Origin of the sequence: Streptomyces sp. NPDC090106, from assembly GCF_044747265.1 — a bacterium.
Lineage (GTDB): Bacteria > Actinomycetota > Actinomycetes > Streptomycetales > Streptomycetaceae > Streptomyces.
On the sequence record NZ_JBIVDS010000012.1, the window covers coordinates 232,381 to 254,257 of the forward strand.

Annotated in this window: 16 protein-coding genes and 1 pseudogene; 13 read left to right on the forward strand and 4 right to left on the reverse strand. The window is 72.8% G+C overall.

What is annotated here, in order from left to right; translation table 11 throughout:
* Positions 1-19: 19 nt before the first annotated feature.
* The 4 genes from ACIPSE_RS34095 to ACIPSE_RS34110 all read left to right on the forward strand — a co-directional run bounded on the left by ACIPSE_RS34095 (position 20) and on the right by ACIPSE_RS34110 (position 2,774).
* The gene (locus ACIPSE_RS34095; RefSeq protein ID WP_401670406.1) at positions 20-535 is read left to right on the forward strand and encodes an SRPBCC domain-containing protein; all 516 of its coding nucleotides are present in this window, start codon (positions 20-22) and stop codon (positions 533-535) included.
* A 210-nt stretch (positions 536-745) separates the two neighbouring features.
* A complete protein-coding gene (locus ACIPSE_RS34100; RefSeq protein WP_401670408.1) occupies positions 746-1,171 on the forward strand; it encodes a PPOX class F420-dependent oxidoreductase in 426 nt (141 codons plus the stop codon).
* 104 nt (positions 1,172-1,275) lie between these two features.
* Positions 1,276-1,998: a hypothetical protein gene (locus ACIPSE_RS34105; RefSeq protein ID WP_401670411.1), complete on the forward strand. Its 723-nt coding sequence runs from the start codon at positions 1,276-1,278 to the stop codon at positions 1,996-1,998.
* A 122-nt stretch (positions 1,999-2,120) separates the two neighbouring features.
* A complete protein-coding gene (locus ACIPSE_RS34110) occupies positions 2,121-2,774 on the forward strand; it encodes a class I SAM-dependent methyltransferase (RefSeq protein WP_401670414.1) in 654 nt (217 codons plus the stop codon).
* Positions 2,775-2,833: 59 nt separating this feature from the next.
* On the opposite strand, the pseudogene ACIPSE_RS34115 reads toward ACIPSE_RS34110, so the two are convergent.
* From ACIPSE_RS34115 to ACIPSE_RS34125, 3 genes and pseudogenes are all read right to left on the reverse strand, one after another.
* Positions 2,834-2,947: pseudogene (locus ACIPSE_RS34115) on the reverse strand (oxidoreductase); the annotation flags it as partial.
* A 229-nt stretch (positions 2,948-3,176) separates the two neighbouring features.
* Complete coding sequence (locus tag ACIPSE_RS34120; RefSeq protein ID WP_401670417.1) at positions 3,177-3,611, reverse strand: DUF6924 domain-containing protein; 435 nt, start codon at positions 3,609-3,611, stop codon at positions 3,177-3,179.
* A 76-nt stretch (positions 3,612-3,687) separates the two neighbouring features.
* Complete coding sequence (locus ACIPSE_RS34125) at positions 3,688-4,098, reverse strand: DUF6924 domain-containing protein (protein ID WP_401670419.1); 411 nt, start codon at positions 4,096-4,098, stop codon at positions 3,688-3,690.
* A 374-nt stretch (positions 4,099-4,472) separates the two neighbouring features.
* Here ACIPSE_RS34125 and ACIPSE_RS34130 point away from each other — a divergent pair, with 374 nt between their 5' ends.
* The 4 genes from ACIPSE_RS34130 to ACIPSE_RS34145 all read left to right on the forward strand — a co-directional run bounded on the left by ACIPSE_RS34130 (position 4,473) and on the right by ACIPSE_RS34145 (position 12,973).
* Positions 4,473-7,772 (forward strand): BTAD domain-containing putative transcriptional regulator, encoded by a 3,300-nt coding sequence (locus ACIPSE_RS34130; protein ID WP_401670422.1) that lies wholly within the window; start codon positions 4,473-4,475, stop codon positions 7,770-7,772.
* 148 nt (positions 7,773-7,920) lie between these two features.
* Positions 7,921-9,273, forward strand: coding sequence for a ricin-type beta-trefoil lectin domain protein (locus ACIPSE_RS34135; RefSeq protein WP_401670425.1), 1,353 nt, complete (start codon positions 7,921-7,923; stop codon positions 9,271-9,273).
* Positions 9,274-9,292: 19 nt separating this feature from the next.
* Positions 9,293-11,647, forward strand: a complete 2,355-nt coding sequence (locus ACIPSE_RS34140; protein WP_401670428.1) for a BTAD domain-containing putative transcriptional regulator — start codon at positions 9,293-9,295, stop codon at positions 11,645-11,647.
* Between the two features lie 51 nt (positions 11,648-11,698).
* Positions 11,699-12,973: a S8 family serine peptidase gene (locus tag ACIPSE_RS34145; RefSeq protein WP_401670430.1), complete on the forward strand. Its 1,275-nt coding sequence runs from the start codon at positions 11,699-11,701 to the stop codon at positions 12,971-12,973.
* Positions 12,974-13,051: 78 nt separating this feature from the next.
* Here ACIPSE_RS34145 and eccCa read toward each other — a convergent pair whose 3' ends face one another.
* Positions 13,052-17,026, reverse strand: coding sequence for a type VII secretion protein EccCa (eccCa, locus tag ACIPSE_RS34150; protein WP_401670432.1), 3,975 nt, complete (start codon positions 17,024-17,026; stop codon positions 13,052-13,054).
* Between the two features lie 437 nt (positions 17,027-17,463).
* Between eccCa and eccD the strand changes: the two genes are divergently transcribed.
* The 5 genes from eccD to ACIPSE_RS34175 all read left to right on the forward strand — a co-directional run bounded on the left by eccD (position 17,464) and on the right by ACIPSE_RS34175 (position 21,840).
* Complete coding sequence (gene eccD, locus ACIPSE_RS34155; RefSeq protein ID WP_401670435.1) at positions 17,464-18,858, forward strand: type VII secretion integral membrane protein EccD; 1,395 nt, start codon at positions 17,464-17,466, stop codon at positions 18,856-18,858.
* Between the two features lie 98 nt (positions 18,859-18,956).
* Positions 18,957-20,504: a type VII secretion protein EccB gene (eccB, locus tag ACIPSE_RS34160; protein WP_401670438.1), complete on the forward strand. Its 1,548-nt coding sequence runs from the start codon at positions 18,957-18,959 to the stop codon at positions 20,502-20,504.
* Positions 20,505-20,624: 120 nt separating this feature from the next.
* Positions 20,625-20,969 (forward strand): hypothetical protein, encoded by a 345-nt coding sequence (locus ACIPSE_RS34165; protein WP_401670441.1) that lies wholly within the window; start codon positions 20,625-20,627, stop codon positions 20,967-20,969.
* 42 nt (positions 20,970-21,011) lie between these two features.
* A complete protein-coding gene (locus ACIPSE_RS34170) occupies positions 21,012-21,317 on the forward strand; it encodes a WXG100 family type VII secretion target (protein WP_401670443.1) in 306 nt (101 codons plus the stop codon).
* Positions 21,318-21,408: 91 nt separating this feature from the next.
* The gene (locus tag ACIPSE_RS34175; RefSeq protein ID WP_401670445.1) at positions 21,409-21,840 is read left to right on the forward strand and encodes a type VII secretion system-associated protein; all 432 of its coding nucleotides are present in this window, start codon (positions 21,409-21,411) and stop codon (positions 21,838-21,840) included.
* Positions 21,841-21,877: the final 37 nt, after the last annotated feature.

Below are 21,877 nucleotides of genomic sequence, written 5' to 3' on the forward strand. Positions count from 1 at the left end.
AAGCCTCAGGACACCTCCCATGACCACACAGAACGCGATCAACTGGCCTCAGCACCACCTCCCCGGCACCGGCGACAACTTCGTCTCCAACGAGGTGATCGTCCAGGGCATCACCGCCGCCCGGATCTGGCACTTCCTGACCGACACATCCGAGTGGGAGGGCTACTACGACAACGTCGCAGACATCTCCTTCCCGGAGGGCGGCGGCCCCGGTCTCAAGGACGACGTGGCCTTCAGCTTCGGAACCTTCGGCTTCCCGCCGCTGGCCGCCCACGTCGTCGAGTTCCAGGCACCGGCCGACGGCGTCCCCGGCCGCCTGTCGTGGACGGCCAGGCAGGACGGCACGCCCGAGGAGCGCCTGGACGTGCTGCACGCCTGGCTGGTCGAGGACCTGGACGGCGGCCGGGTCCGCATCCTGACCCAGGAGAACCAGATCGGCCAGCCCGCCGCGGCCCTCGCGAACGAGCGCCCCAACCCGATGCTCAACGGCCACCAGGCCTGGCTCGACGGACTCGTCTTTGCCGCCTCCAAGTAGCGGCACGTCTGCCACGCGGCCCGCCTGATGGTCGAGGGGGCACCGACAACGGCGTACGCCTGCACACGAGGCCGCCGGACGCCCGTACCGACTGGAGCGCGCAGCGGCGCGGGGTGATGCTGTTGAGGGCATGGCCACCACGTGTGTCGCAGGCTTCGAAGAGCCGCACTGAGACATCACCAACCCTGCAACCCTGAGGAAGGATCCGACATGTCCAAGCCGCCCCTGCCGCCCGAGGCCGTCGACCTGCTGCGCCGCCCCAACCCGGCCGTCATGGCCACCCTCCGCTCCGACGGCGCCCCGGTGTCCACGCCCACCTGGTATCTCTGGGACGACGGCCGGGCCCTGATCAGCCTGGACGAGGGCCGCGTCCGCCTGAAGCACCTGCGCCGTGACCCGCGCATCACCCTCACCGTCCTCGACGGCGACGACTGGTACAACCACGTCACCCTCATCGGTCGGGTCGCGGAGACGTACGAGGACGAGGGCCTGACCGACATCGACCGCATCGCCACCCACTACACCGGCAGGCCCTACCCCGACCGCGTCCGGACCCGCGTCAGCGCCCGGATCGAGGTCGAACGCTGGCACGGCTGGGGCGCCCACCGCGACAGCGACCAGGCGTTCACGGGCTGATCCACGCGGACGGCTCTCGTCGCGTCCCGCGCGCTCGATGCGAGACGGTGCGGGACGGGGCCCGGCCTCATGCCCTCGCGATCGGGGAGGGCATGATGTCCACCGTGACGAACAGCGCGGATCTGCATCCTGATCGGATACCCGGGTACGACGGCGGTCCCCTCACACACCAGACCCAACTCCTCGACGAGCCCTTGTTCTGGCTGGGGCACCTCGCCTCGTGCGTCCAGAGCGAGGAGGCCGAAGAACTGCTGTTCGGCGCTGACCACGAGGCGGCCGGCGACTTCCAACAGCGGTTGTGGGGACGGGCCGAGTGGCCGACCTTCACCGTTCCGCTCGCTGCCGACGGACAACTGCACGTGGTCTACCGCACGTTCGTCGACGACTCCGGCACCGATTACCTACTCCACCATCCCGACTGGGACCACGCCGAACTCCTCGCCCGCGACGACGGGCACTTCATGGGACCAGGCCTGTCCTGGCCCGAACTCGTTGCGGCTGCGGACAACGGGATACCCGGCGGGAGCACCATGGATCCCCACGCCCGTCTGCTGCTCCTGCTGCCGTCCTTCGGTGACGACGAGGTACCCGACGATGCCGTTGTCCGCCTGACCGACGCGCTGCGCGCCCACACCGGCGTGGACGATCCCGAGTCCCTCGCCGCTGTGCTCCTGGAGGACCAAGGGGCTCCCGGTCCCGCGCGCTGGACCACGGCCGGCCGAGGCTTCCGCGTCAACGACGGCGCGTACTCCTACCGCAACCCCGTCAACCACTTCGCGCTGTCGGCCGATCGGCTGGCCCAGGTGGCCGCCGCGCTGGCACCGTGACCCGTGCACGTCTTCCCGTGTACGTCTCTCCGTGTACGGCGAGTGGCCGGCCTCGAGTTGAGGATCAATTCACGGACAAGTCCTGACGTGGTTCCGTGGCGATACTTTCTCACCTCCACCGTTTGAACCAGCGGCACCCCTGGAGCCACAACGACCACTACGCTCCCTGGATCGCCGACCAGGTATGCGCGTCTAGCGCTCGCCATGTCCTCGAAGTCGGCTGCGGCACGGGGAACTTGGTAGCCCTGCTCCGCCACCGGGGCCTCATCGTCACGGCGCTCGAACCCGCCCCTCGGATGGCACACGCCGCGGCGAAGCGCTTTGCCGACGATCCGGCGGTCACCATTGTCGAAGCCGGTTTTGCCGCGCGTGAACTGCGGCGGCGCTTCGATGCCGTCACGCTGGTCGCGGTCCTGCATCACCTGCCGTTGACATCGACTCTGCGGGAGCTCCGTGGCTGCCTGCATCCGGGCGGGCGGCTCGTGGTGGTCGGCTGCTACCGGGAAGCCGGGCGTCTCGATCGCCTTGTTTCCCTGCTGTCCCTGCTGTTGAACCCGGTCATGGGGCTGGCCAGGCAACCCGCTCGCGTCAATGAGCTGCCCCTGCACATGACGGCGCCCACCGTCGACCCACAGGAAACGTTGAATGAGATCCAGGTCGCGGCGGCACAGGAACTGCCTGGCGCACGGATCAGGCGCCGCCTGTTCTGGCGCTACAGCCTGGTCTACGACCTTCCCGCCACGGTCCTTCCCGACTGCAGCGAGGGTCTCTCCTGAACATGCCAGATCCGCCTGGACGGCCCATGGACCCCGCACGGGGGCCCAGAGGCAGTGGACTACGCGGGGAGCATGGCTCGGCATCCTGGGGCGGCTGAGGACTGCATGGTCATGCCGCCGTCCACGACCAGGAGTTGGCCGGTGAGGTGGCGGGACTCGTCCGAGGCCAGGAAGAACGCGGCCGAGGCGGCCCGCGACCGTCCTGGTCGGTTCGGCCCCGGAGTAAGCGCTGCGAGTGCCCGACGAGGCCGTCGACGCCTGGTGTTCCGAGAAGGCGAGTACATGATCGCTCGGCTCGGTGTACCGGCGTGGGCGAGTTCTCCCAGCGGACAGCGGACAGCGGACAGCGGCCTCGGTTGCGTTCGTAGGAGCGCTGTGGTCCCGGGCGGAACCGCGTCGGGATCACATGCCGTCAAGCCCTTCGTAGACGCCCTCGGGGCCCACGCCTTCCACGTAGTCAGCGAAGTCGGTGTTCGCCAGGACCAGATTGGCGTCGATCTCCGCGAGTGACGACACCACGGCCCGGAACACCTCGCCCGGCCCCTCTTCGTCCACATCGACCACCAGGAGCGTACGGTCGCGGGCGGGGAGGCTGGCTGCGAAGGTGCTGGAGTCCGCCACCGCGAAGTAGGGGTACTCCGCACCGTCGGGCACGAGCGAACGCAGTTGCTCCTCGGTCATGCCCGCATGGCGCGGATCGTCCACGGTGCGCAGGTCCACCAGCAGGCCCTCGGAGGTGTACGAGGCCAAGCGGGCGCGGAGTTGCTCCCAGGCCTGCTCGTCGGTGAAGTCGGTCCTGACCAGGACGGCACCGCCGCCCTCCGGAAACCTGTCCACGAAGATGCCTTCCGTACGGTTCGAATGGGGTGTGCGGTTCGTATCGTTCGAATCGCCTGTGGGGTGTGGGTTCGCTTCAGAACCCGCGGAACACCCCGTCCTCGTCCACGGCGTCGGTGAACTCCGCCCAGTCCATGTTGGCCCAGGTGATGTTGTTCTCGACCGACCACAACTCCGCAGCGACGACGCGTAGTTCGTCATGCGGTCCGGCACCCGTGCGGATGACGAGGAGAGGTCTGTCGGACACGGCGAGCGTGACCTTGTCCGCGAGGACCAGAAGGGCCGTCCCCGGTGGTGTCAGGGACGCCATCTCCTGGGCGGACAGCCCCTGGTAGGTGATGTCGTCGACGATGTCGACGTTCGCCAGGAAGTCGTCCTCGTTGGGTGTGGAGACCTCGACGAGCAGCGACTGCCAGGACTCCTCGTCCGAGAAGCAGGTGCGTACCAGGGGAGTCGTGTGCTCGGCGCACGACAGGGACTTGGGCATGGCTGTGATCCTTGGGACGGGGAATCGGTCTGCGGAACTGCCGTGGCTCACGCAGCACTCTCCTGCGGGCCTTGCGGCTGTGGTGTTCCCGGGACGCGACAGGAGCATAGGCGGGACTTTGTGTGCAGGGAGTGACCGTGCCGCGCGGTCCCGGCTGCCCTCTTCCTCCAAGTGGACGCCAAGAAGCGTGACTTCGAGGGGCGGCGCGGCGGCCCGCGCCCCCAAGGGGACAGGCTGGGAACACCGTCCGGTCAGCCCGCCAGGCCACTTCCAAGTGAACGCCAAGCGGCTCGCTCTAGCGTTCGGGCGAGAGTGTGATCGGGGTGCGGGGCGATCGTGGACGACGTCGGTGCCGGAACGGGAAGGCCAGGGACATGCCGACGGGCGTCACCAAGGAGAGCGGGACCCCACCGGAGCGGGGCAAGCTGTGGTTCTCCGTCCTTGGCCCGGTCCGTGCCTCGCGCGACGGGGCGGCCCTGGAACTCGGCCCGCCCCAGCAGCGCGGCCTGCTGGCCCTGCTGCTCGCCCGTCCCGGACAGCCCCTGGAGGTCGAGCAGATCGTCGACGCCCTGTGGGGCGAGGAACCCCCGGTCAGCGCCCTCACCCTGGTCTACCGGTACATAGGCCTGCTGCGCCGCGTCCTGGAACCCGACCTCCCCGCCCGGGCGCCCGGCGGCTGGCTCCTGCGCGGAGCGGGCGGCTACCGCATCGAGGCCGACGCGGACTCCCTCGACCTGCTGCGCTTCCGCCGGCTGGCCCACGAGGCCCGACGGGTACGGGACGACGGCGCCATCCGGCAGAGCGTGGCGATGTACGTCGAGGCCCTGGCCCTGTGGACCGGTCACCCCCTCGACGGGCTGCCACCGTCCATGCACACCGCCCCCGCCTTCAAGGCGCTGGACCGGGAGCGCCACGCCGTCGTCAAGGAGGCCGCCGACGCCGCCCTGCACTGCGGCCTCGCGGGCGAGGTGCTCGGCCCGCTGCGCCGCTGCGCCGCCGAACGCCCCTTCGACGAGCCGCTGCACTCCCGTCTGCTGTACGCCCTCATGGCCTCGGACCGGACGCAGGAGGCGCTGCGAACGTACCGAGCGGTGAAGGCGAGGCTCGCCGACGAGCTGGGAATCGAACCGGGCCAGGAACTGCGGGCCGCGGCCCGGCACGTGCTCGGCCCGCCCGCCGCCGTACCGAAGTCCGCCACTGAGCCGGCGCCCGTTGCGCGGAAGCCCGTTGCGCGGAAGCCCGTTGGGCTGCCCGTCGGCGCACCGACACCGGGACCGGTGGCCTCCGCCCCTGCGGGCCCCGCCCTCTCGCCGATCGGCCCCCGCCCGACTGCCGGTTCAGCCGTCGCCTCCTCCGCTCCCGCCCAACTCCCGCCGGGGCTGCCGGTGTTCGTCGGCCGGAGGAGAGAACTCGCGCTCCTGACCAAACCGGCCACAGCACACGGACCCGCGGCGGTGACCGTCCTCAGCGGACCGCCCGGCGTGGGCAAGACCGCGCTCGCGGGCCGCTGGGCGCATCGCGCCGCATCCGGCTTCCCCGACGGACAGTTGTACGCGGACCTGCGCGGCCACGCTCCCGGGGCGCCCCCGGCCGACCCGGCCGTGATCCTGAGCGGATTCCTGCGCGCGCTGAGCACGGCGCCGGAGGCGACACCCGAGGAGGAACGCCCGCGGCGCTATCAGGAGGCCCTGGCCGGCCGCCGGGTCCTGGTCTTCCTCGACGACGCCCGCGACGCCGCACAGATACGGGATCTCCTCCCGGACGTCCCCGGCTGCCTCGCGGTCGTCACCAGCCGCGCCCCTCTGCGTGAACTCGCGAACGGAGAGCGGGACAGCCGCTTCCTCGACCTGGCTCCCTTCGGTACCGACGAGGCCCGCGACTGCCTCGTCGCCCGGCTCGGCGGCGAGAAGGTGGCCGCGGAGGAGGAAGCGGTCCGCGCGCTCACCGTGTCGACCGGGGGACTGCCCCTGGCTCTGGCCGCCGTTGCTGCCCGGGCCTCCGCGGGACCGGCCTTCTCCCTGGCCCCGCTCGCCGAGGAGATCCGCTCGGCGAGCGGGGGACTGGACGCCGTGCCCGAGGTGCGGACGGCACTCGACGCCTCCTGCCGCACGCTCACCCCGCCCGCGGCGCGCGTCTTCCGGCTCCTCGCCGCCTGCCCGGGCACGACGATCTCCACGGCCGCCGCCGCGAGCGCCGCCGCACTGCCCGTGGAGCGGGTGCGGGAACAACTCGCCGAACTGGTCCGCGCGGGACTGCTCATGGAACGTCTCGGCGACGTGTACCACCGGCCACGGCTCGTCGGGGTGTACGCGCGGGAACTCTCCCGCCCCGAGGAGCACGACACCGAGGAGCACGACACCGAGGAGCACTGCACCGAGGAGCAGGACACCGCGGTCCCGGTACCGGGTCCCGCGGCGCACAGTCAGGGGTACGGCCGTGGCGGCGCAGCGGGTGTGCCATGGGAGGACATCCAACCCGACGCCGAGGCGTCGCGACTGGCCCTGCGACGGGTGCTCGACCACCATCTGCACACGGCCCACAACGCCCTCGCCCGCCTTTCCCCGGACCGGATCGTCCCCGAGCCGCCGCCTGCCCTGCCCGGAGTCAGCACGATCGAGCACGCGACCGCCGCGCAGGCCCTTGCCTGGTGCGGCGCGGAGACGCGGGGCCTGGCCGGTCTGGTGGGCCTGGCCTCCCGCCATGGATTCCACGGCCACACCTGGCGGCTCGCCCTGCTGGTCGAACTCCTCTTCGCCCAGCAGGGGTTGCGCCACGACGCCGTCGAGCCCCGGCAGGCCGCTCTCGACGCGGCCCGGCACCTGTGCGACCCGGTCGCGCTCGCCCATGCGTACAGCTCCCTCGGAGAACTCACCGGACGCCTGGGGCGTACCGGGGACGCACACCTCCATCTGCGCCGGGCCCACGAGCTCTTCGGCGAACTGGGCGACCTGCCGGGACAGGGCGACGTGCACCGTCGGCTCGGCCGGCTGTACGAGGATCAGGGCCGCCTCGACGAGGCCCTCGGCCATGCGGAACGGGCCGTGGCGCGATACCGGGGCGCCGGCGACCGGGTGGGGGAGTCCGGCTCGCTGCTCGCCCTCGCCAGGATCCGTTCCCGGCGTGGCGGGGACCGTGGAGCGTTCGCCGCCGCCTGCCGGGCCCTCGAAGTCCTGCAAGGTCTCGCCGAGCCGCAAGCCGAGGCCGCTGCCCACGCCGTGCTCGGTCACTGTCACGCCGTGGGCGGCGACCACCGTCGCGCGCTCCTCGCCCACCAGCGTGCCTTGGCGCTGTACCGGGAGATCGGGGACCGGCGTCACGAATTCCGCTGTCTGGTCCGCATCGGAGAGGCGCACCGGGCCGCCGGTGAAGCGGGAGCGGCCCGGACGGCGTGGACGCGCGCGCTCGCCGTACGCGACACCCTGGACCACGAAACTCTGGACCACGAGACTCTGGACCACGTGACCCCGGAGGCGGGAGAGGCGGCCGCCGCCCTGCTCCGGAACCGGATAAGGGACCTGAGCCGACAGGACGGCACCGGTGAGGAGCCCACCGCGCGCCCGTCTCTGCGGCTGGTGCCGGATGCCGTCGCACCCTGCGAATGGCCCCTGCCGGAACCTGACGTTCCGTACGTTCCGGCAGGGTCAGTTTCCTGTCACTGGACCGACCTACGCTGACCCGCGGGGGCACGGTCCCCACCGTCGCCCGGTCACCCGGCGAGCGGGTGCGGCGCCGCGCCGAAGCGTGGGCGGGCACGGGTACGGATACGGGTACGAACACAGCCGGTCACACGCTTGATCCAGGCTTGATCCAGGGAAGTGGACTATGACGCGCGGGGGAACGGCACGCACCGGGGACACGACGGTGTCCTCGCCCAGCGGCCTCGCGGTGGCGGCGGAGCCGCCCGAGACGGACAGCGTCACGGAGCCGGGATCGCCGGAGCCGGATTCCCCTGAGGCGGTCACAGCCCTCACCCCGAGCCCTGACCCGGCGGGAGACGCTCCGGACGGGGAGCCCACGGTCGCGACGGGCGCCTCGACGCCGACTCCGGTCACCTCGTCCACCGTGACACCTGCGGGCGGATCCCTTCGGTCGACCGCCGACGAGGACGACGACACCGACGCCGGGACCCCGGATGTCGACACAGACACCGACACCGATGCCGACTCCGATGCCGACTCCCCGGACGCGGACGCGGACGCGCAGGCCGGCACGGTGGTGCCGACTGCCGTGCCGGACTCCGCCGAGGGCCGTCCGGAAGCACCCGGAGCCACGGCTGAAGGCTCCACCGCCGGCGCCGACGAGACGGTGGCGCTGATCTCGGACACCGGCCGCGAAGGCGACGACGGCGACGCCGAGACCGGAGGGCGCCGCATCTCCCGCGAGTCGGTCATCGGCGTCTCCGTGCTGGCCCTGCTCGTGGCGGGGAGTTCGTTCCTGCTGCTCGGCTCCGGGGACGGCTCGTCCGCGTCCGACACCGTCGAGTCCGCGCGCGGCGGCTTCTCGCAGGACGACGAGGGCGGCGCCGGCGGCGTTCCCGGCGCCGCCGCGTCCACCGCTCCGTCCGCCTCGCCCCGAACCGGTGCCCGGCCGAGCGCGGGAGCCTCCACCTCGCCGCGCAGTGCGGCGGTCGGGCCCGTGTCGGCGACCGGCAAGGGCTCCGGGCACAGCGGACCGGGCGCCACCACGGGCAAGGCCGCCACGGGTGCCGGCGCGGCGGCGGCGGCCGACGACCAGCCCGCCAAGTCCACCGCCGCGACACCGACCGCGGGACAGACCGCCGCGGCTGCCTCCGCGCAGTCCACGGGTTCCCTCGTCGGCGCGGCCTCCGGTCGCTGCGTGGACGTCACCGACGGCACCGCCGGCGCCGGCACGGCCCTCCAGATCTGGGACTGCACCGGCGCCACATGGCAGCGCTGGTCCTTCTACTCGGACGGCACGGTGCGCTCGCTCGGACTGTGCATGGAGGTCGCCTCGGCCGGCGATGGCGCCGCGATGCGGCTCGCGAAGTGCAACGCCGGATCCGGCCAGCGGTTCCAGCTCAACTCCGCCGGAGACCTGGTCAACCTCAAAGCCGACAAGTGCGTGGACGTCAAGGACCAGCTGAGCGACAACGGCACCCGGCTCCAGCTGTGGACGTGCACCGGGGCGCAGAACCAGAAGTGGAGCATGGGGTGAGGACGCGGTGGGAGAGCCTGTGACGGACCAGGACCTCACGGCGCCGTCGTTCTCCGTGCTGGGGCCGATGCGCGCCTGGCGCGACGGCATCGAGCTGGACCTCGGCCCCCCGCAACAGCGCGCCACCCTGGCCGTGCTCCTGGTCCGCGTGAAACGGCCCGTCCCGGTCGGGGAGATCGCCGACGTGCTGTGGGGCCAGGAACGGCCGGTGAGCGCGGTCAACGTGATCCATCGTCACATCGGCATGCTCCGCCGGGTCCTGGAGCCGGAGCTGCCGCACCGGACCGAGGGACAGCGGCTGGTCCGTGGCAGTGGCGGCTACCGGCTGCGCACCGCCCCGGACGACGTCGACCTGACCCGCTTCCGCCTCCTGCGCGAGCGGGCACAGGAGGCTGCCCGGGAAGGGGACGGCGAGGAGGCCGTGCAGCGGTTCAACGAGGCCTTCGCCCTGTGGCGGGGGCCGGTCGCCGCCGGAATCCCGGCCGTCGCTCGCGCTCACCGCCTCTTCACCGCCCTCGACGACGAGTACGTGACGGCCGTGCGCGAAGCCGCGGACACGGCGCTGCGCGACGGCCTGGCGGACCGTGTCCTCCCGGCGATCGAACGCTGTGCCGCCCGGCATCCCTTCGACGAGGGAGTCCACGCGAAACTGGCGCTGGCGCTCGCCGCCACCGGCCACCAGGCCGAGGCACTCGACGTGTGCCAGGGCGCCCGGACCCGGCTCGCCGAGGAACTGGGCGTCGCCCCGGGCGCCGAACTGCGCGCCGCCCACGAGCGGGTGCTCGGCGGCGACTTGAACAGCCCCCCGCTCGCCGCCCGGCCGAAGCTCCCGGAGGCGGCGACACATTCCCGCGGCGCGTTACTGGGACGGCACTCGGAAAGCGCGGAACCGGCACAGCACCCGGAAGGCGCGGAACCGGCACGGCACCCGGAGCGCCCTGCGGGACCGGCACACCGGCACACCGGCCCGGCGTCACCCCACGCACCCGGTCCCACGCCTACGACCCCTCCGCCCGTCCCGGCGCCGAGCGGCACGGGCGAGCCGCGACCCGTTCCTGAACCGACCGCGGAACCGACCGCGGAACCGACAGCCGTGTCGCTGGCCGTGTCGCTGACGTTCGGTGGGGACGCGCCCGCGCCCCCACCCGCGTTCGTCGGGCGCCGCACCGAGACGGCGAGGCTGCTCGCCGAGGCCTCGCCCGCCCGGCCCGGGGACGAGACCGTGAAACTCGCCGCGGTCTGCGGCCCGGCCGGGTCCGGGAAGACCGCTCTCGCGGCCGAGACCGCCCGCCACCTGGCCGGCCGTTTTCCCGACGGGCTGATCCGCGTCGCCCTGCGGGGCTACGCCCCGGACGCTGAGCCGGTCGAGCCGGTCGACGTGATCCGGGCGCTCCTCGCGCAACTGGACGTCCCCCCGGACCGGCTGCCCGCCGACCCCGGCGACAGGGACGCGCACACCGTCCTGTGGCGCAGCGTGCTCTCCCGGCGGCGCTTCCTGCTGCTGCTCGACGACGCCCGGGACACCGCGCAGATCCGGCCGCTGCTGCCCGCCACGCCCGGCTGCATGGTGCTGGCGACCAGCCGTGACCAGCTCTCCGGCCTGGTCGCCGCGGAGGGCGCCCACCGCGTCGTGCTGGGCCCGCTCACCCCCGACGAGTCCCGGGACCTCCTGGCGACACGTGTCGAACCCGAGAGGCTCGCCGCCGACCCCGAGCGGACCGAACGGGCCGTGGAACAGTGCGCCGGACTGCCGTTCGCCCTCCATCTGGCCGCCGGGCGGCTCATGGGCGCTCCGGAGCCGGACGAGCCAGCGCAGACACCGGGGACACCGGCGCCAGCGCAGACACCGGCGCCAGCGGAGACACCGAAGCCGGCGGAGAAACCGGAAGCGTCGACCGCCGCATCCGGCGTCTTGGCGGCGAGCGACCGGACCGCCGTACGGCGGAGCCTGGAGGGTTCCTACCGGACGCTCGAGCACGACGCGGCCCGGCTGTTCCGGCTGCTCGCGCTGCACCCGGAGCCCGAGGCGGATGTCGCGCAGGCCGCGGCCCTGGCCGGCACCGGAGCCCGGCAGGCCCGCGTCCTGCTGTCCGCGCTCACCGGGGTGCACCTCCTGGACGAGTGCGGGCCCGGCCGCTTCACCCTGCGGCCCTTCGAACGCTCCTACGCCCAGGAACTGGTGCACACGGTCGACGGTCCGCCGGCCCGTGCCGCCGCCGTGCGCCGCCTGTTCGGCCACCTCGTCCGCCACGCCCTGCCCGACGACGGACCGTGGAGCCTGTGGCCCCAGGGCGCCCGATCCGCCGACGCACCCGTCCGGTTGCCGCGCACCGGCCCACGACTCCCCGTGGAGCCGGAGATGTTCCCGCTCTGACCGGCTCGCCCCGACCGGCGGCCGTCCCATCACCGAAGGACCCCACCGCACATGCCCCTCTCCCGGCCGTCGCCCGCAACGGCCCGGCCCGCCGCGTCCCCGCGCCGTACCCGGTACGTCGTCCCCGCCGGACTGTGCGCCCTCGCGCTCAGCGTCTGTCCCGTGCCGGTCGCGCTGGCCGACGACGCGTCACCGGCCCCGGCCGCCAGCGGCTCGACCGTGAAGCTGCCCGTCATCCCCGGTTCCCTGGGCACCGGAGCCGCCTGCACCCGGTCCTCGCCGACCACGATGACGGTCGTCCCGTGGACCCACGCCGTCCTCGGACTGTCCGGTGCCCGGGCCTACTCCCGGGGCGCGGGAGTCACCGTCGCCGTGGTGGACACGGGGGTCGCGACGGGCACCCACGGCCTCAAGGGCCGGGTCGAGGCGGTGGGGGACGCGGCCGAGGACTGTGTGGGACACGGCAGCTTCGTCGCGGGTCTCATCGCCGCCGCATACGACGGAACCGGCACCGACTTCGGCGGCCTGGCCCCCGACGCCGGCATTCTGGCCGTACGCGGCACCGACGCCCGTGGTGTGGCCGACGCCGCGAGCGTCGCCGCCGGCATCCGTGCGGCCGCCGATGCCCGGGCCGGGGTCGTCGCGGTCCCGCTGGCACTGTCCCGGGGCAGCGAGGAGCTGACGGCGGCCGTCCGTTACGCCGTGTCCCGTGACTGCCTGGTGGTCGCCGCGGCCGTGCCCGACTCGACAGGGGACGTCACCGGCACGTCCGGCGCGACGGCCCAGGCGGCTCCCGCCGCGCGCTACTGGCCCGCCTCCGACGAAGGCGTGCTGTCCGTCCTGGACTTCGGCCCTGACGGCGCCCGCCCCGACGGCGCGCTCCGACCGCTCCGGGCCGACCTGGCCGCACCGGGCGACAAGGTCGTCGGCACCGGGCCGCGGGGCACCGGCAACTTCACCGGCACCGGCGCCTCCTTCGCCACCGCTCACGTCGCCGGGGCCGCCGCGCTCGTCCGGTCGCGGTACCCGGACCTCAGCGCCGAGGAGGCCGCGCGGAGACTGACCGGCACCGCCTACCCGGCGGACGTGCCGCGCCTGGACACCTACGCCGCCCTGACCGTCGTACCGCACGACGCGGGGACCGCCGCCTCGCGTCCCGGGCCGGCGGGGCGGGTGGTGCTGTCGCTGCCCGATGACGACCCGGGCCCGCGCCGGATCGCCGTGGCCGTGGGCTCGGTGGGTCTGCTGGCCCTGCTGGCGGCGGCGTCCGCGCGCGGCGTGATCCGAGCCCGGCGTGGCCGCCGCGGTGCCACCGAGGAAGCCTGAACACCACGCCGAAATAAGAGAGTTGGAGGGGCCCGGTCCGTGGACCGGGCCCCTCCGCCGTGTCCGTCCTGTTCCAGGTCAGTCCTGTTCCAGCAGGGCCGTCTGTACCTGGAACGACTTGCGGCGGGTGATGCGCAGTGCCCGGCCCGGCGGGAGGACACGGGGCTTGACGCTGCCGAACAGATATCCCTCGGACGGCGGGCACGACATCAGCAGGCCCGGGGAGTTCATCTCCAGCATCCGGCGCAGGACCGGGTCGCCCAGGCCGCGTCCGGCACCCGCGGCGGAGCGCGTCACCACCAGATGGAAGCCGACCTCGTAGCCGAGCGCCAGGAACTCCAGCAGCGGTTCGAACGGGCTGCGCCCGAGCGGCGAGTTGATGAGGTCGTAGTCGTCGACCAGGACGAACAGGGTCGGCCCCTGCCACCAGTCCCGCAGCCGCATCCGGGACGGCGCGATGTCCGAGCCCGGCATGCGGCTGCGCAGCGCGCGGGCCGCGCCCTCGCACAGTTCCCGCAGCTGGTCCACGGAGACCGCGTGCCCGAGCCGGTACTCCTCCGGCACCGCCTCGACCAGCTCCCTGCGGTAGTCGACCACCAGGACCAGTGCCTCGTCAGCGGTGTAGCGCTCGACGATGCCCTTGGCCACCAGCCGCAGCAGGTTGGTCTTGCCGGTCTCGGAGTCGCCGACGACGACCAGGTGGGGGTGTTCGGAGAAGTCGTGCCAGGCCGGGGCCAGTTGGTCCTCCTCCACACCGAGAGCGACCCGCAGATCGCCCTCGGCGGGCGGCAGTCCGGCGGACGTGAGCTGGACCGGCAGCATCCGCACCGGGGGCGCCGGCGGGCCCGCCCAGTGCTCGGCGACGGACCCGACGAGCTGTGCGACGCCCTCCGCCAGGTCCTCCTGGTCCTGGACGCCGTCCAGCCGGGGGAGCGCGGCGAGGAAGTGCAGCTTGGTCTCGGGGCTCAGGCCGCGGCCCGGGACACGGGGCACCGAGCGGGCCCGCCGGATGTCGATCACCGACTCCATCGGGTCGCCCATCTTCAGCTCCAGGCGGGTGCCCACCTGATCCCGCACCTGAGCGGCCAGTTCGACCCACCGGGCGGTGGTGACGATGAGGTGCACCCCGTAGTTCAGACCGCGCAGGGCGAACTGCGACAGGGTGGTCACGTGGTCGAGGAAGTCCTGCCGCAGGGTGCCCCAGCCGTCCACGACGAGGAACACGTCGCCGTACGGCTCGTCGGGGAACTCCCCGGCGGCCCGCCTCTTGCGGTAGGTCGCCATGGAGTCGATGCCGTGCTCCAGGAAGAACCGTTCGCGTTCGGCGAGGAGCGAGGCCACCGTCGCGACGGTCCGGCCGATCCGTTCCCCGTCGACATGGGCCGCGACCCCGCCGACATGGGGGAGTCCGGTGAGCCCGGTGAGGCTGCCGCCGCCGAAGTCCAGGCAGTAGAACTGGACTTCGCGGGGGGTGTGGGTCAGGGCCAGAGCGGTGATCAGCGTGCGCACCAGGGTCGACTTGCCGCTCTGAGGGCCGCCCGCGATCGCCACATGGCCGCCCGCTCCGGACAGATCCACCACGAGGGGGTCCCGGCGCTGGTCGAACGGCCGGTCCACGATGCCGACCGGGACCCGCAGACCGCCTCGCGCCACGGGTCCGCCGGCCGGGACCGTCAGGCCGCGTTCGGTGTCGGGCGCCGTCGACGGCAGCAACCGGTCCAGGGTCGGTGGCAGTCCGAGCGGCGGCAGCCACACCTCGCGGGCGGCGGGACCGGAGTCGCGCAGCCGGTCCACCGCGGTGGCCAGCAGGCTCCGCGCGTTCGCCTCCTCCGCCGCGGCTGCCTCCGCCTCCGCCCGCAGCACCGACTCGGGCAGTTGCCGCGGCGCGATCCAGCCGACGCTCCACGGGGTGACCTGCCCGGCCACCTGCGCGCGGGCCAGGGTGCCGCGCCGCCGCCGGTAGGTGCCGGAGACGTACGCGGCCCGGAACCGGGTCAGTGCCTCCACCCCGCTCTTGAGGTAGCCGGCGCCGGGCTGGGAGGGGAGCTGATAGGCGTCGGGCACGCCGAGCACACCCCGGCTCTCCATGGCGGAGAACGTGCGCAGCCCGATCCGGTAGGAGAGATGGCTCTCCAGCTGGTGCATCCGTCCTTCGTCCAGACGCTGGGAGGCGAGCAGCAGATGGACGCCCAGGGAGCGGCCGAGACGGCCGATCATCACGAACAGCTCCATGAACTCGCCGTGTGCGGCGAGCAGTTCGCTGAACTCGTCCACGACGACGAACAGGCTCGGCAGCGGCTCCAGCGGGGTGCCCGAGGCGCGTGCCTTCTCGTACTCCAGGGCCGAGGTGTAGTTGCCCGCGGCCCGCAACAGCTCCTGGCGGCGGATCAGTTCGCCGTGCAGGGCGTCCTGCATACGGGAGACGAGCGCGACCTCGTCCGCCAGGTTGGTGATGACGGCGGAGGTGTGCGGGAGTTCCTCCAGGCCCAGGAAGGTCGCGCCGCCCTTGAAGTCGACGAGGACGAAGTTCAGGGTCTGCGGTGAGTGGGTCAGCGCCAGGCCGAGGACCAGGGTGCGCAGCAGTTCGCTCTTGCCGGAGCCGGTGGCGCCGATGAGCATGCCGTGCGGGCCCATGCCGCCCTGCGCCGACTCCTTGATGTCGAGTTCGACGGGCGCCCCGTCCGCGCCGACCGCGATCGGCACCCGCAGCCGCTCGGCGGCCCCGGTGCGGGAGGTCCAGTAGCCCGCGGGATCGTGCCGGTGCAGGTCGGCAATGCCCAGGAGCGCGGTCAACTGGATGTCGGAGGCGAGGGGTTCGGTGCTGTCGGTGGCCAGGCTCAGCCGGTAGCGGGCGAGCATCGCGGCCAGCGTGCGGGCCGCCGAGGTGCCCATCCGGTCGGGGCGGCCGAGCGTGGTGGTCTGCTCCTGACGGCTGCGGTCGGTCCGCACCAGGCGCAGTTCGGGCTCGCCGAAGTCCAGGCGCAGCGTCGTGCGGCCGGGCCGCCAGCTCAGCGCGCCCGACAGGTCGACGGTGACGCTGTTGCGGAAGCCCTGCCCGTCCAGCCGGTGCCCGGCCGGGATCCGGCCGCCGTCCACGAGGATCACGGTGAACGGCTCCTCGCGCCCCGGCACCGCGTCCGGGTCGAAGGCGGGCCGCTCCAGGAACTCCGCGCCGAGCAGGTTCTCCAGCTCCGTGACCGACGGGGCGACGAGGCGCGCCGGACCGGCGCCGTCACGGTCGTGCTGGTGCTGGGCGTGCGGCAGCCACTTCAGCCACTCCCAGTCGGCCCTGCGTTCGTCGGACACGCACACCGCCACCCACAGGTCCTCCGGGGCGTGGAACGTGGCCAGTTGGGCGACCAGGGCGCGGGCGGCCGGCCTGATCCGGTGTTCGTCGCCCCGGGTCAGCACCTTCGACCAGGCCCGCAGATAGACCGCGACGGGCTGGTCGGGGACGGTCGAGTAGGCGCGGATGAACCGCCGCAGCGCGTGCGCGCTCAGCGGCTCCAGGTCCTCGACGGGCTTGGTGGAGACCGGGCTGAGCCGCACCCCGAGCCGCTGGTCGCCCTCGGCGATCCGTACCTCCGCGAAGTCGTCGTCGGCGGGGCGGCGTTCCCACAGACGCGTGGTGCGCACCATCGACCAGAGCACGGAGGGGTCGGGATGGCGCCAGACCAGGGCCTCGCGCTGCTCGGTCACCGCTCGCCGGACCTTCTTGCGCACCTGCGCCAGGTACCGCAGATAGTCGCGGCGTTCGCCCTTCGTACGGCGCTTGCGCTCACCGCGTCCGCGCATCATCTGGCCGACCAGCATGGCCACCATGGACAGCATCATCATGCCCATCGCGATATAGCTGAGGACGGAGTTCTCGCCCGGCCGCAGGAACATCACCAGCATCGACGCGGACATCATGCCCATGGGCAGGAAGGTCCAGACGGCGGACGAGTCCGCCTGCGTCTCCGGCAGGGTCGGCGGCTCCTGGAGCGCCAGTTCGCCCTGGGGCATGTCGGGACCGCGACGGCGGGCCGGCCTGTGGAAGAGTTCAACGGACAACGGGATGACGCTCCTTCGGTGGGGATCCGCAAGGGTTCGGGTCCCTCACGCGCCCCCGCCCGCGCACGGAGCCCGCGGATGCGGGGCGGACACAGCGTCACCACGAACCTCACCGGGGATGCTAGGCAGCCCCGAGTGCGTAAAAAATGTTCGCCCCCGCAGGGCGTACTTCGTCCCCGCAGGGTGTACGAGGCCGCCGTGGCCGCCAGTTGGGTGCGGGTGCCGGAGGCGGGTGCCGACGATCCCGGCCCCGCGGCGCACGGTCCGCGCGCGCCGCCCCCGAAGGCGTCGGCGGTCAGTTTTCCCTCACACACCCCTGCCTACGATCGCCCCGGTTCTTGAGGGGCGAACGGACCGGAACGTCCGGACCGCACCCCTGAAGAGCCCGGAAAAGCCGAAGAGCTGCTGAACAAGCGCCGAAGAAGGAAGGCAGGAGCGTGAGCGACAACGCGCTGGCCGGTCTCTGCCGCGTGCACATACGGACGGCCGAGCGGTCCGTCGATCTCGCCGTGCCCTCGGACGTCCCGATCTCCGATCTGCTGCCCGTCGTGATCGGATACGCGGGAGACGACCTGGAGGAGTCCGGGCTCGACCACGGCGGCTGGGTGCTCCAGCGGCTCGGCGGCACCCCGCTGGACCTGGAGGCCACCGCCCAGTCCCTCGAACTGCGCGACGGCGACACCCTCTACCTGCGGCCACGGGTCGAGACCCTGCCCGAGGCCCACTTCGACGACCTGGTGGACGGCATGGCCGGCACCCTGCGCGAGCGCCCGCACCAGTGGTCCGAGGACGCGACCCGCTGGCTGCTGCGCACCCTGCTGGTGTCCTTGGTGGCCGTCGCCCTCGCGCTCCTCGTCCCGGCCGGCGCCCCCGTCGCCGCACGCGCGGCCACGGCGGGCCTGATGGGCGTGCTCCTGCTCGCCGGAGCCGCCGCGGCCAGCCGAGCCATGGCCGACAACGGCACCGCGACCGCACTGGCCCTGATGGCGGGCCCCTGCCTGGGGATCACCGGCTGGCTGCTGCCCGTGCTGGGCGCGGGAGACGGTCCCGCGTCGACCGGCAGCAGACTGCTGTCCGCCGCCGCGGCGTCGGCCGCGGGCGCGGGACTTGCCCTGATCCTGATCTCCGGCCCGGCCCGCTTCTTCCTCGCCTCGGCCGTGGTCGCCGTCGCCGTCTGGCTGGCCGGACTGCTCATGGTCCTCGCCGGGCTGACGGCCGCGCACGCCGCCGCGCTCGTCGCCGTCGTCGCCACCCTGCTCGGAGCGAGCGTCCCGGCCGTCTCGTTCTGGCTCGCGGGCCTGCGCATGCCCCCGCTGCCCACCAACGCCGGGCAGCTCCAGCAGGGCATCGACCCCGAACCCGGCGAACGCCTCGTCGTGCGCACCATCCGCGCGGAGGGCTGGATGACCGCCCTGTACGGAGCGGTGGGCGTGATCTGCGCGGGCGCCCTCACCTCCCTGGGCCAGGAGCCCACCACCCCGGCCCGCGTCACCACCTTCGTCCTCGCCCTGCTGCTCACCCTGCACAGCCGGGGCATCGGCAACGCCGTCCAGCGCGTGTCGGTGCTGCTGCCCGGTCTGTGGGGCGCGGCCGTCCTGCTCGTGTCCCTCGGCCTGCGCTCGGGCACCGCGGACCGGCTGCTGCTCGTCGTGCTGCTCTGCGGCCTGGCCGGTGTGCTGGCCGTGCTGTGCTGGGCGCTGCCGGGCCGCCGCCTCGTCCCGCACTGGGGGAGAGCGGCCGAACTGCTGCACTCGGCCTCGGCGATCGCCCTGCTGCCGCTGGTCCTGTGGGTGCTCGGCGTCTACGGCCGGATGCGCGGCGTCTTCGGCTGACCGGGCGCGGGGACGGTCACCCCCTGGTACGCGCGACGGACGGTACGCGCGGCAGGTGACCACGACAGAGCCAGCAACGAGAAAGAAGGGAGGATCCGGTGCAGTCCAAGCGCGACCAGGTCGAGGCGCACGTCTTCATGATGAGCCGCCTCACCTCCGGCATGCTGCTCACCGATCCGGACGCGCCGGAGAGCCCGATGGGCCGCACCAGCCGCGGCGCCGCCTGGGGGCTGCTGCTGGGGGCACTGGGCGCGGCGGGCTGTGTCCTGTTCGGCGTGCTGTCACCCGGCGGTGACGACTCCTGGAAGGGCGCCGACGCCGTCATCGTCCGCAAGGACACCGGCACCCGGTACATCTACCAGGACGGTGTCCTGCACCCGATCCGCAACTACGCCTCGGCGCGGCTGATCGGCGGCTCGGACCTCGCCACCCGCCTGGTCTCCGCCGCCTCCCTGGACGGCGTCCCGCGCGGAACCCCCGTGGGCATCCCCGGCGCCCCGGACGACTTGCCCGCCGCCTCGGACGTCAACGCGGGCCCCTGGCTGGTGTGTTCCGGCACCTACACGTCCGACCACGGCAAACGGTCGGCCACCACCACCCTCGTCATCGGCTCCGAACCGCCCGAGGGCGACGGACTCACCACGGCACAGGCCCTTCTGGTCGCCTCCGCCGACAAGGAGCTGTTCCTGGTGTGGCACGGCCGCCGGCTGCCGCTCGACACCGAGCACGGAGCCCAACGCGCCCTCGGCTACGGTGACGCCACCGCGCGCACCGTGTCGGCCGAGTTCCTCAACAGCCTCCCTCTGGGCCCCGAACTGACCCCCCTGGACGTGCCCGGCCGCGGCACGTCCGGCCCGTCGCTCGACGGGCGGCCCACCCGCGTGGGCCAGGTGTTCACCGTGCAGGTCCCGGACGGCCCGGTCCGCTACTACCTGCTGACCGAGCAGGGCCTGCGCCCCCTCGACGCCACCCGGGCCGCGCTCGTGCTCGGCGATCCCCGCACCCGGCAGGACAGTTACGACGGTGACCCGCCGGCCGCGGTGGCGCTGGCCACCGACACCCTCGCCGCACACCTCGTCCGCTCCGGCACCGCGGACACCGGCTCCGTGAGCTGGCCCTCGGGCCCGCCCCGGCTGGTGGAACCCGACGGGAAACAGGACCTCTGTGTCGACGTGGAACCCTCGGACGGCAGCCCCGTGACCAGCGTCGCCGTCGTCTCCACCCTGGACGCCGCGCCGGCCGTGGCCCCCGAACAGGCCCAGGCGGCCTGTTCCCCCGTGGACGCCATCGGGGTCCGGCCGGGCGCCGGATCCGTGGTGCGCGCTCTGGGCGCGGGGGGCGGGGAACTGGGCGACACCACGTACCTGGTCACCGACATGGGCGTGAAGTACCGCATGCCCTCGGCGCAGGCCGTCGCGGACCTCGGCTACGGCGGGACCGAACCGGCGGCCCTGCCCTCGACACTCCTGGAGATGCTGCCCACCGGCCCCGACCTCGATCCCGACGCGGCTTCCGGGGCCATCGCCGCCCACACCACGCCGGCCGGGGACTGCGCCGGCGGCCCGGCACGCGACGGCACGGCCGGATCGACGGGGGCACCTGCCGACGGCACCGCCGCCGCACCCGCGGACGGCCGACAGGACTGACCCCCCCGGAGAGGCGTCCGAGGACCCCCTCGATCAGTCCTGGGCCGCCAGGCACAAGCGCGACCGGGAGACATCAGAACCCGAGACCACCCCAACGCACCGAGTCGAATGAGGTAACCCGTGAGCACACCGATCCAGCAGTCGTCACAGTCGTCCACGCTCCTCGGCATCAACGCCCTCACCACCGCCCACGCCGCCATCCAGCGCTCCAAGACCGACGTGGACACCACCGCGGGCGCCCTGGCGACCAGTTACAGCGCCGCCTCCGAGGACGGCCGGGAGTTCCAGAAGCTGCTCCAGCAGTGGGACACCCAGGCGCAGATCATCCTCAACAAGCTCCAGGGCCTGATCAACAACCTGAACACGACGATGCAGCACCACAACGCCACCCAGTCGGCCAACACCGACATGGTGCGCAGCTCGCAGAGCACGGCGGACACCGCCTACAGCCGGCTGACCGGCTGACCTTCCGAGCGCGAAACCACCCTTACGACCTGAGGAGTTGCCATGAGTGCCGACGGTGTCATCCACGTCGAGTACAACCACGTCGATCAGGGCGTGGAGGACATGATCCAGCAGACCAGGGCCATCGAGACCACGCTGGACAACCTGGAGGCCGAGCTGACCGAGCTGAAGGCGACCTGGCAGGGCACCGACGCCCAGTCCTACACCGACGCGCAGAAGGACTGGAACGACGCGGTCATCGCCATGGAGCAGCTGCTGATGTCGCATGCCTCCCTGCTCGGCGAGGTGTCGAACAACTACCGGCAGACCGAGAACAGCCTCACCCAGATGTGGAGCGAGCTGTCCTGACCATGGTCAGCCCCGCACCCGCCGGTGGCCGTGCCGCACGACACCCGTGCCGCACGGCCGCCCCGGCACCCCCTCGGAGAGGAGAAGACACATGGCAGACCTCACGCACCTCGACGCGAGCCAGCTGACCTCGTTCGTCGACCACGAACTGACGGCCTTCGGCGGAGACCTCACGAGGATCCGCAACGACACCGCCGACCAGCCGCCCATCGAGTCGCTGTTCACCATTCACTCGGCACTCAGCGCCACGCCCGACAAGCAGCTGGCCATCGGACCCATGGGCGCCGCCGGCACGGTCCACGGTGACGCCCTGCGCACCAACACGGTCGCGCTGATGAAGAACGTCGACCAGGTGTTCGTCAAGCAGAAGAAGCTGTTCAACGACATGGAGCGGGACCTCAGGGACACCGTGACGACCCTGCTCAACGCCTCCGGGTCCTCGTTGCAGGCCGTGGCCACCGACCGGTTCATCTCGTCCATGGCCGACGTCGGCCAGGACCTCGGCGGCACCAGCATCACCTGACCCGCCGTCGGCGGCACCAGCGTCACCTGACCCCCAC

Coding starts and splice junctions, on each gene's coding strand:
- ACIPSE_RS34125 (WP_401670419.1), bottom strand. CDS start 4,098: ATGCCCAAGTCCCTGTCGTGCGCCGAGCACACGACTCCCCTGGTACGC.
- ACIPSE_RS34175 (WP_401670445.1), top strand. CDS start 21,409: ATGGCAGACCTCACGCACCTCGACGCGAGCCAGCTGACCTCGTTCGTC.
- ACIPSE_RS34135 (WP_401670425.1), top strand. CDS start 7,921: ATGACGCGCGGGGGAACGGCACGCACCGGGGACACGACGGTGTCCTCG.
- ACIPSE_RS34100 (WP_401670408.1), top strand. CDS start 746: ATGTCCAAGCCGCCCCTGCCGCCCGAGGCCGTCGACCTGCTGCGCCGC.
- ACIPSE_RS34095 (WP_401670406.1), top strand. CDS start 20: ATGACCACACAGAACGCGATCAACTGGCCTCAGCACCACCTCCCCGGC.
- ACIPSE_RS34145 (WP_401670430.1), top strand. CDS start 11,699: ATGCCCCTCTCCCGGCCGTCGCCCGCAACGGCCCGGCCCGCCGCGTCC.
- ACIPSE_RS34170 (WP_401670443.1), top strand. CDS start 21,012: ATGAGTGCCGACGGTGTCATCCACGTCGAGTACAACCACGTCGATCAG.
- ACIPSE_RS34130 (WP_401670422.1), top strand. CDS start 4,473: ATGCCGACGGGCGTCACCAAGGAGAGCGGGACCCCACCGGAGCGGGGC.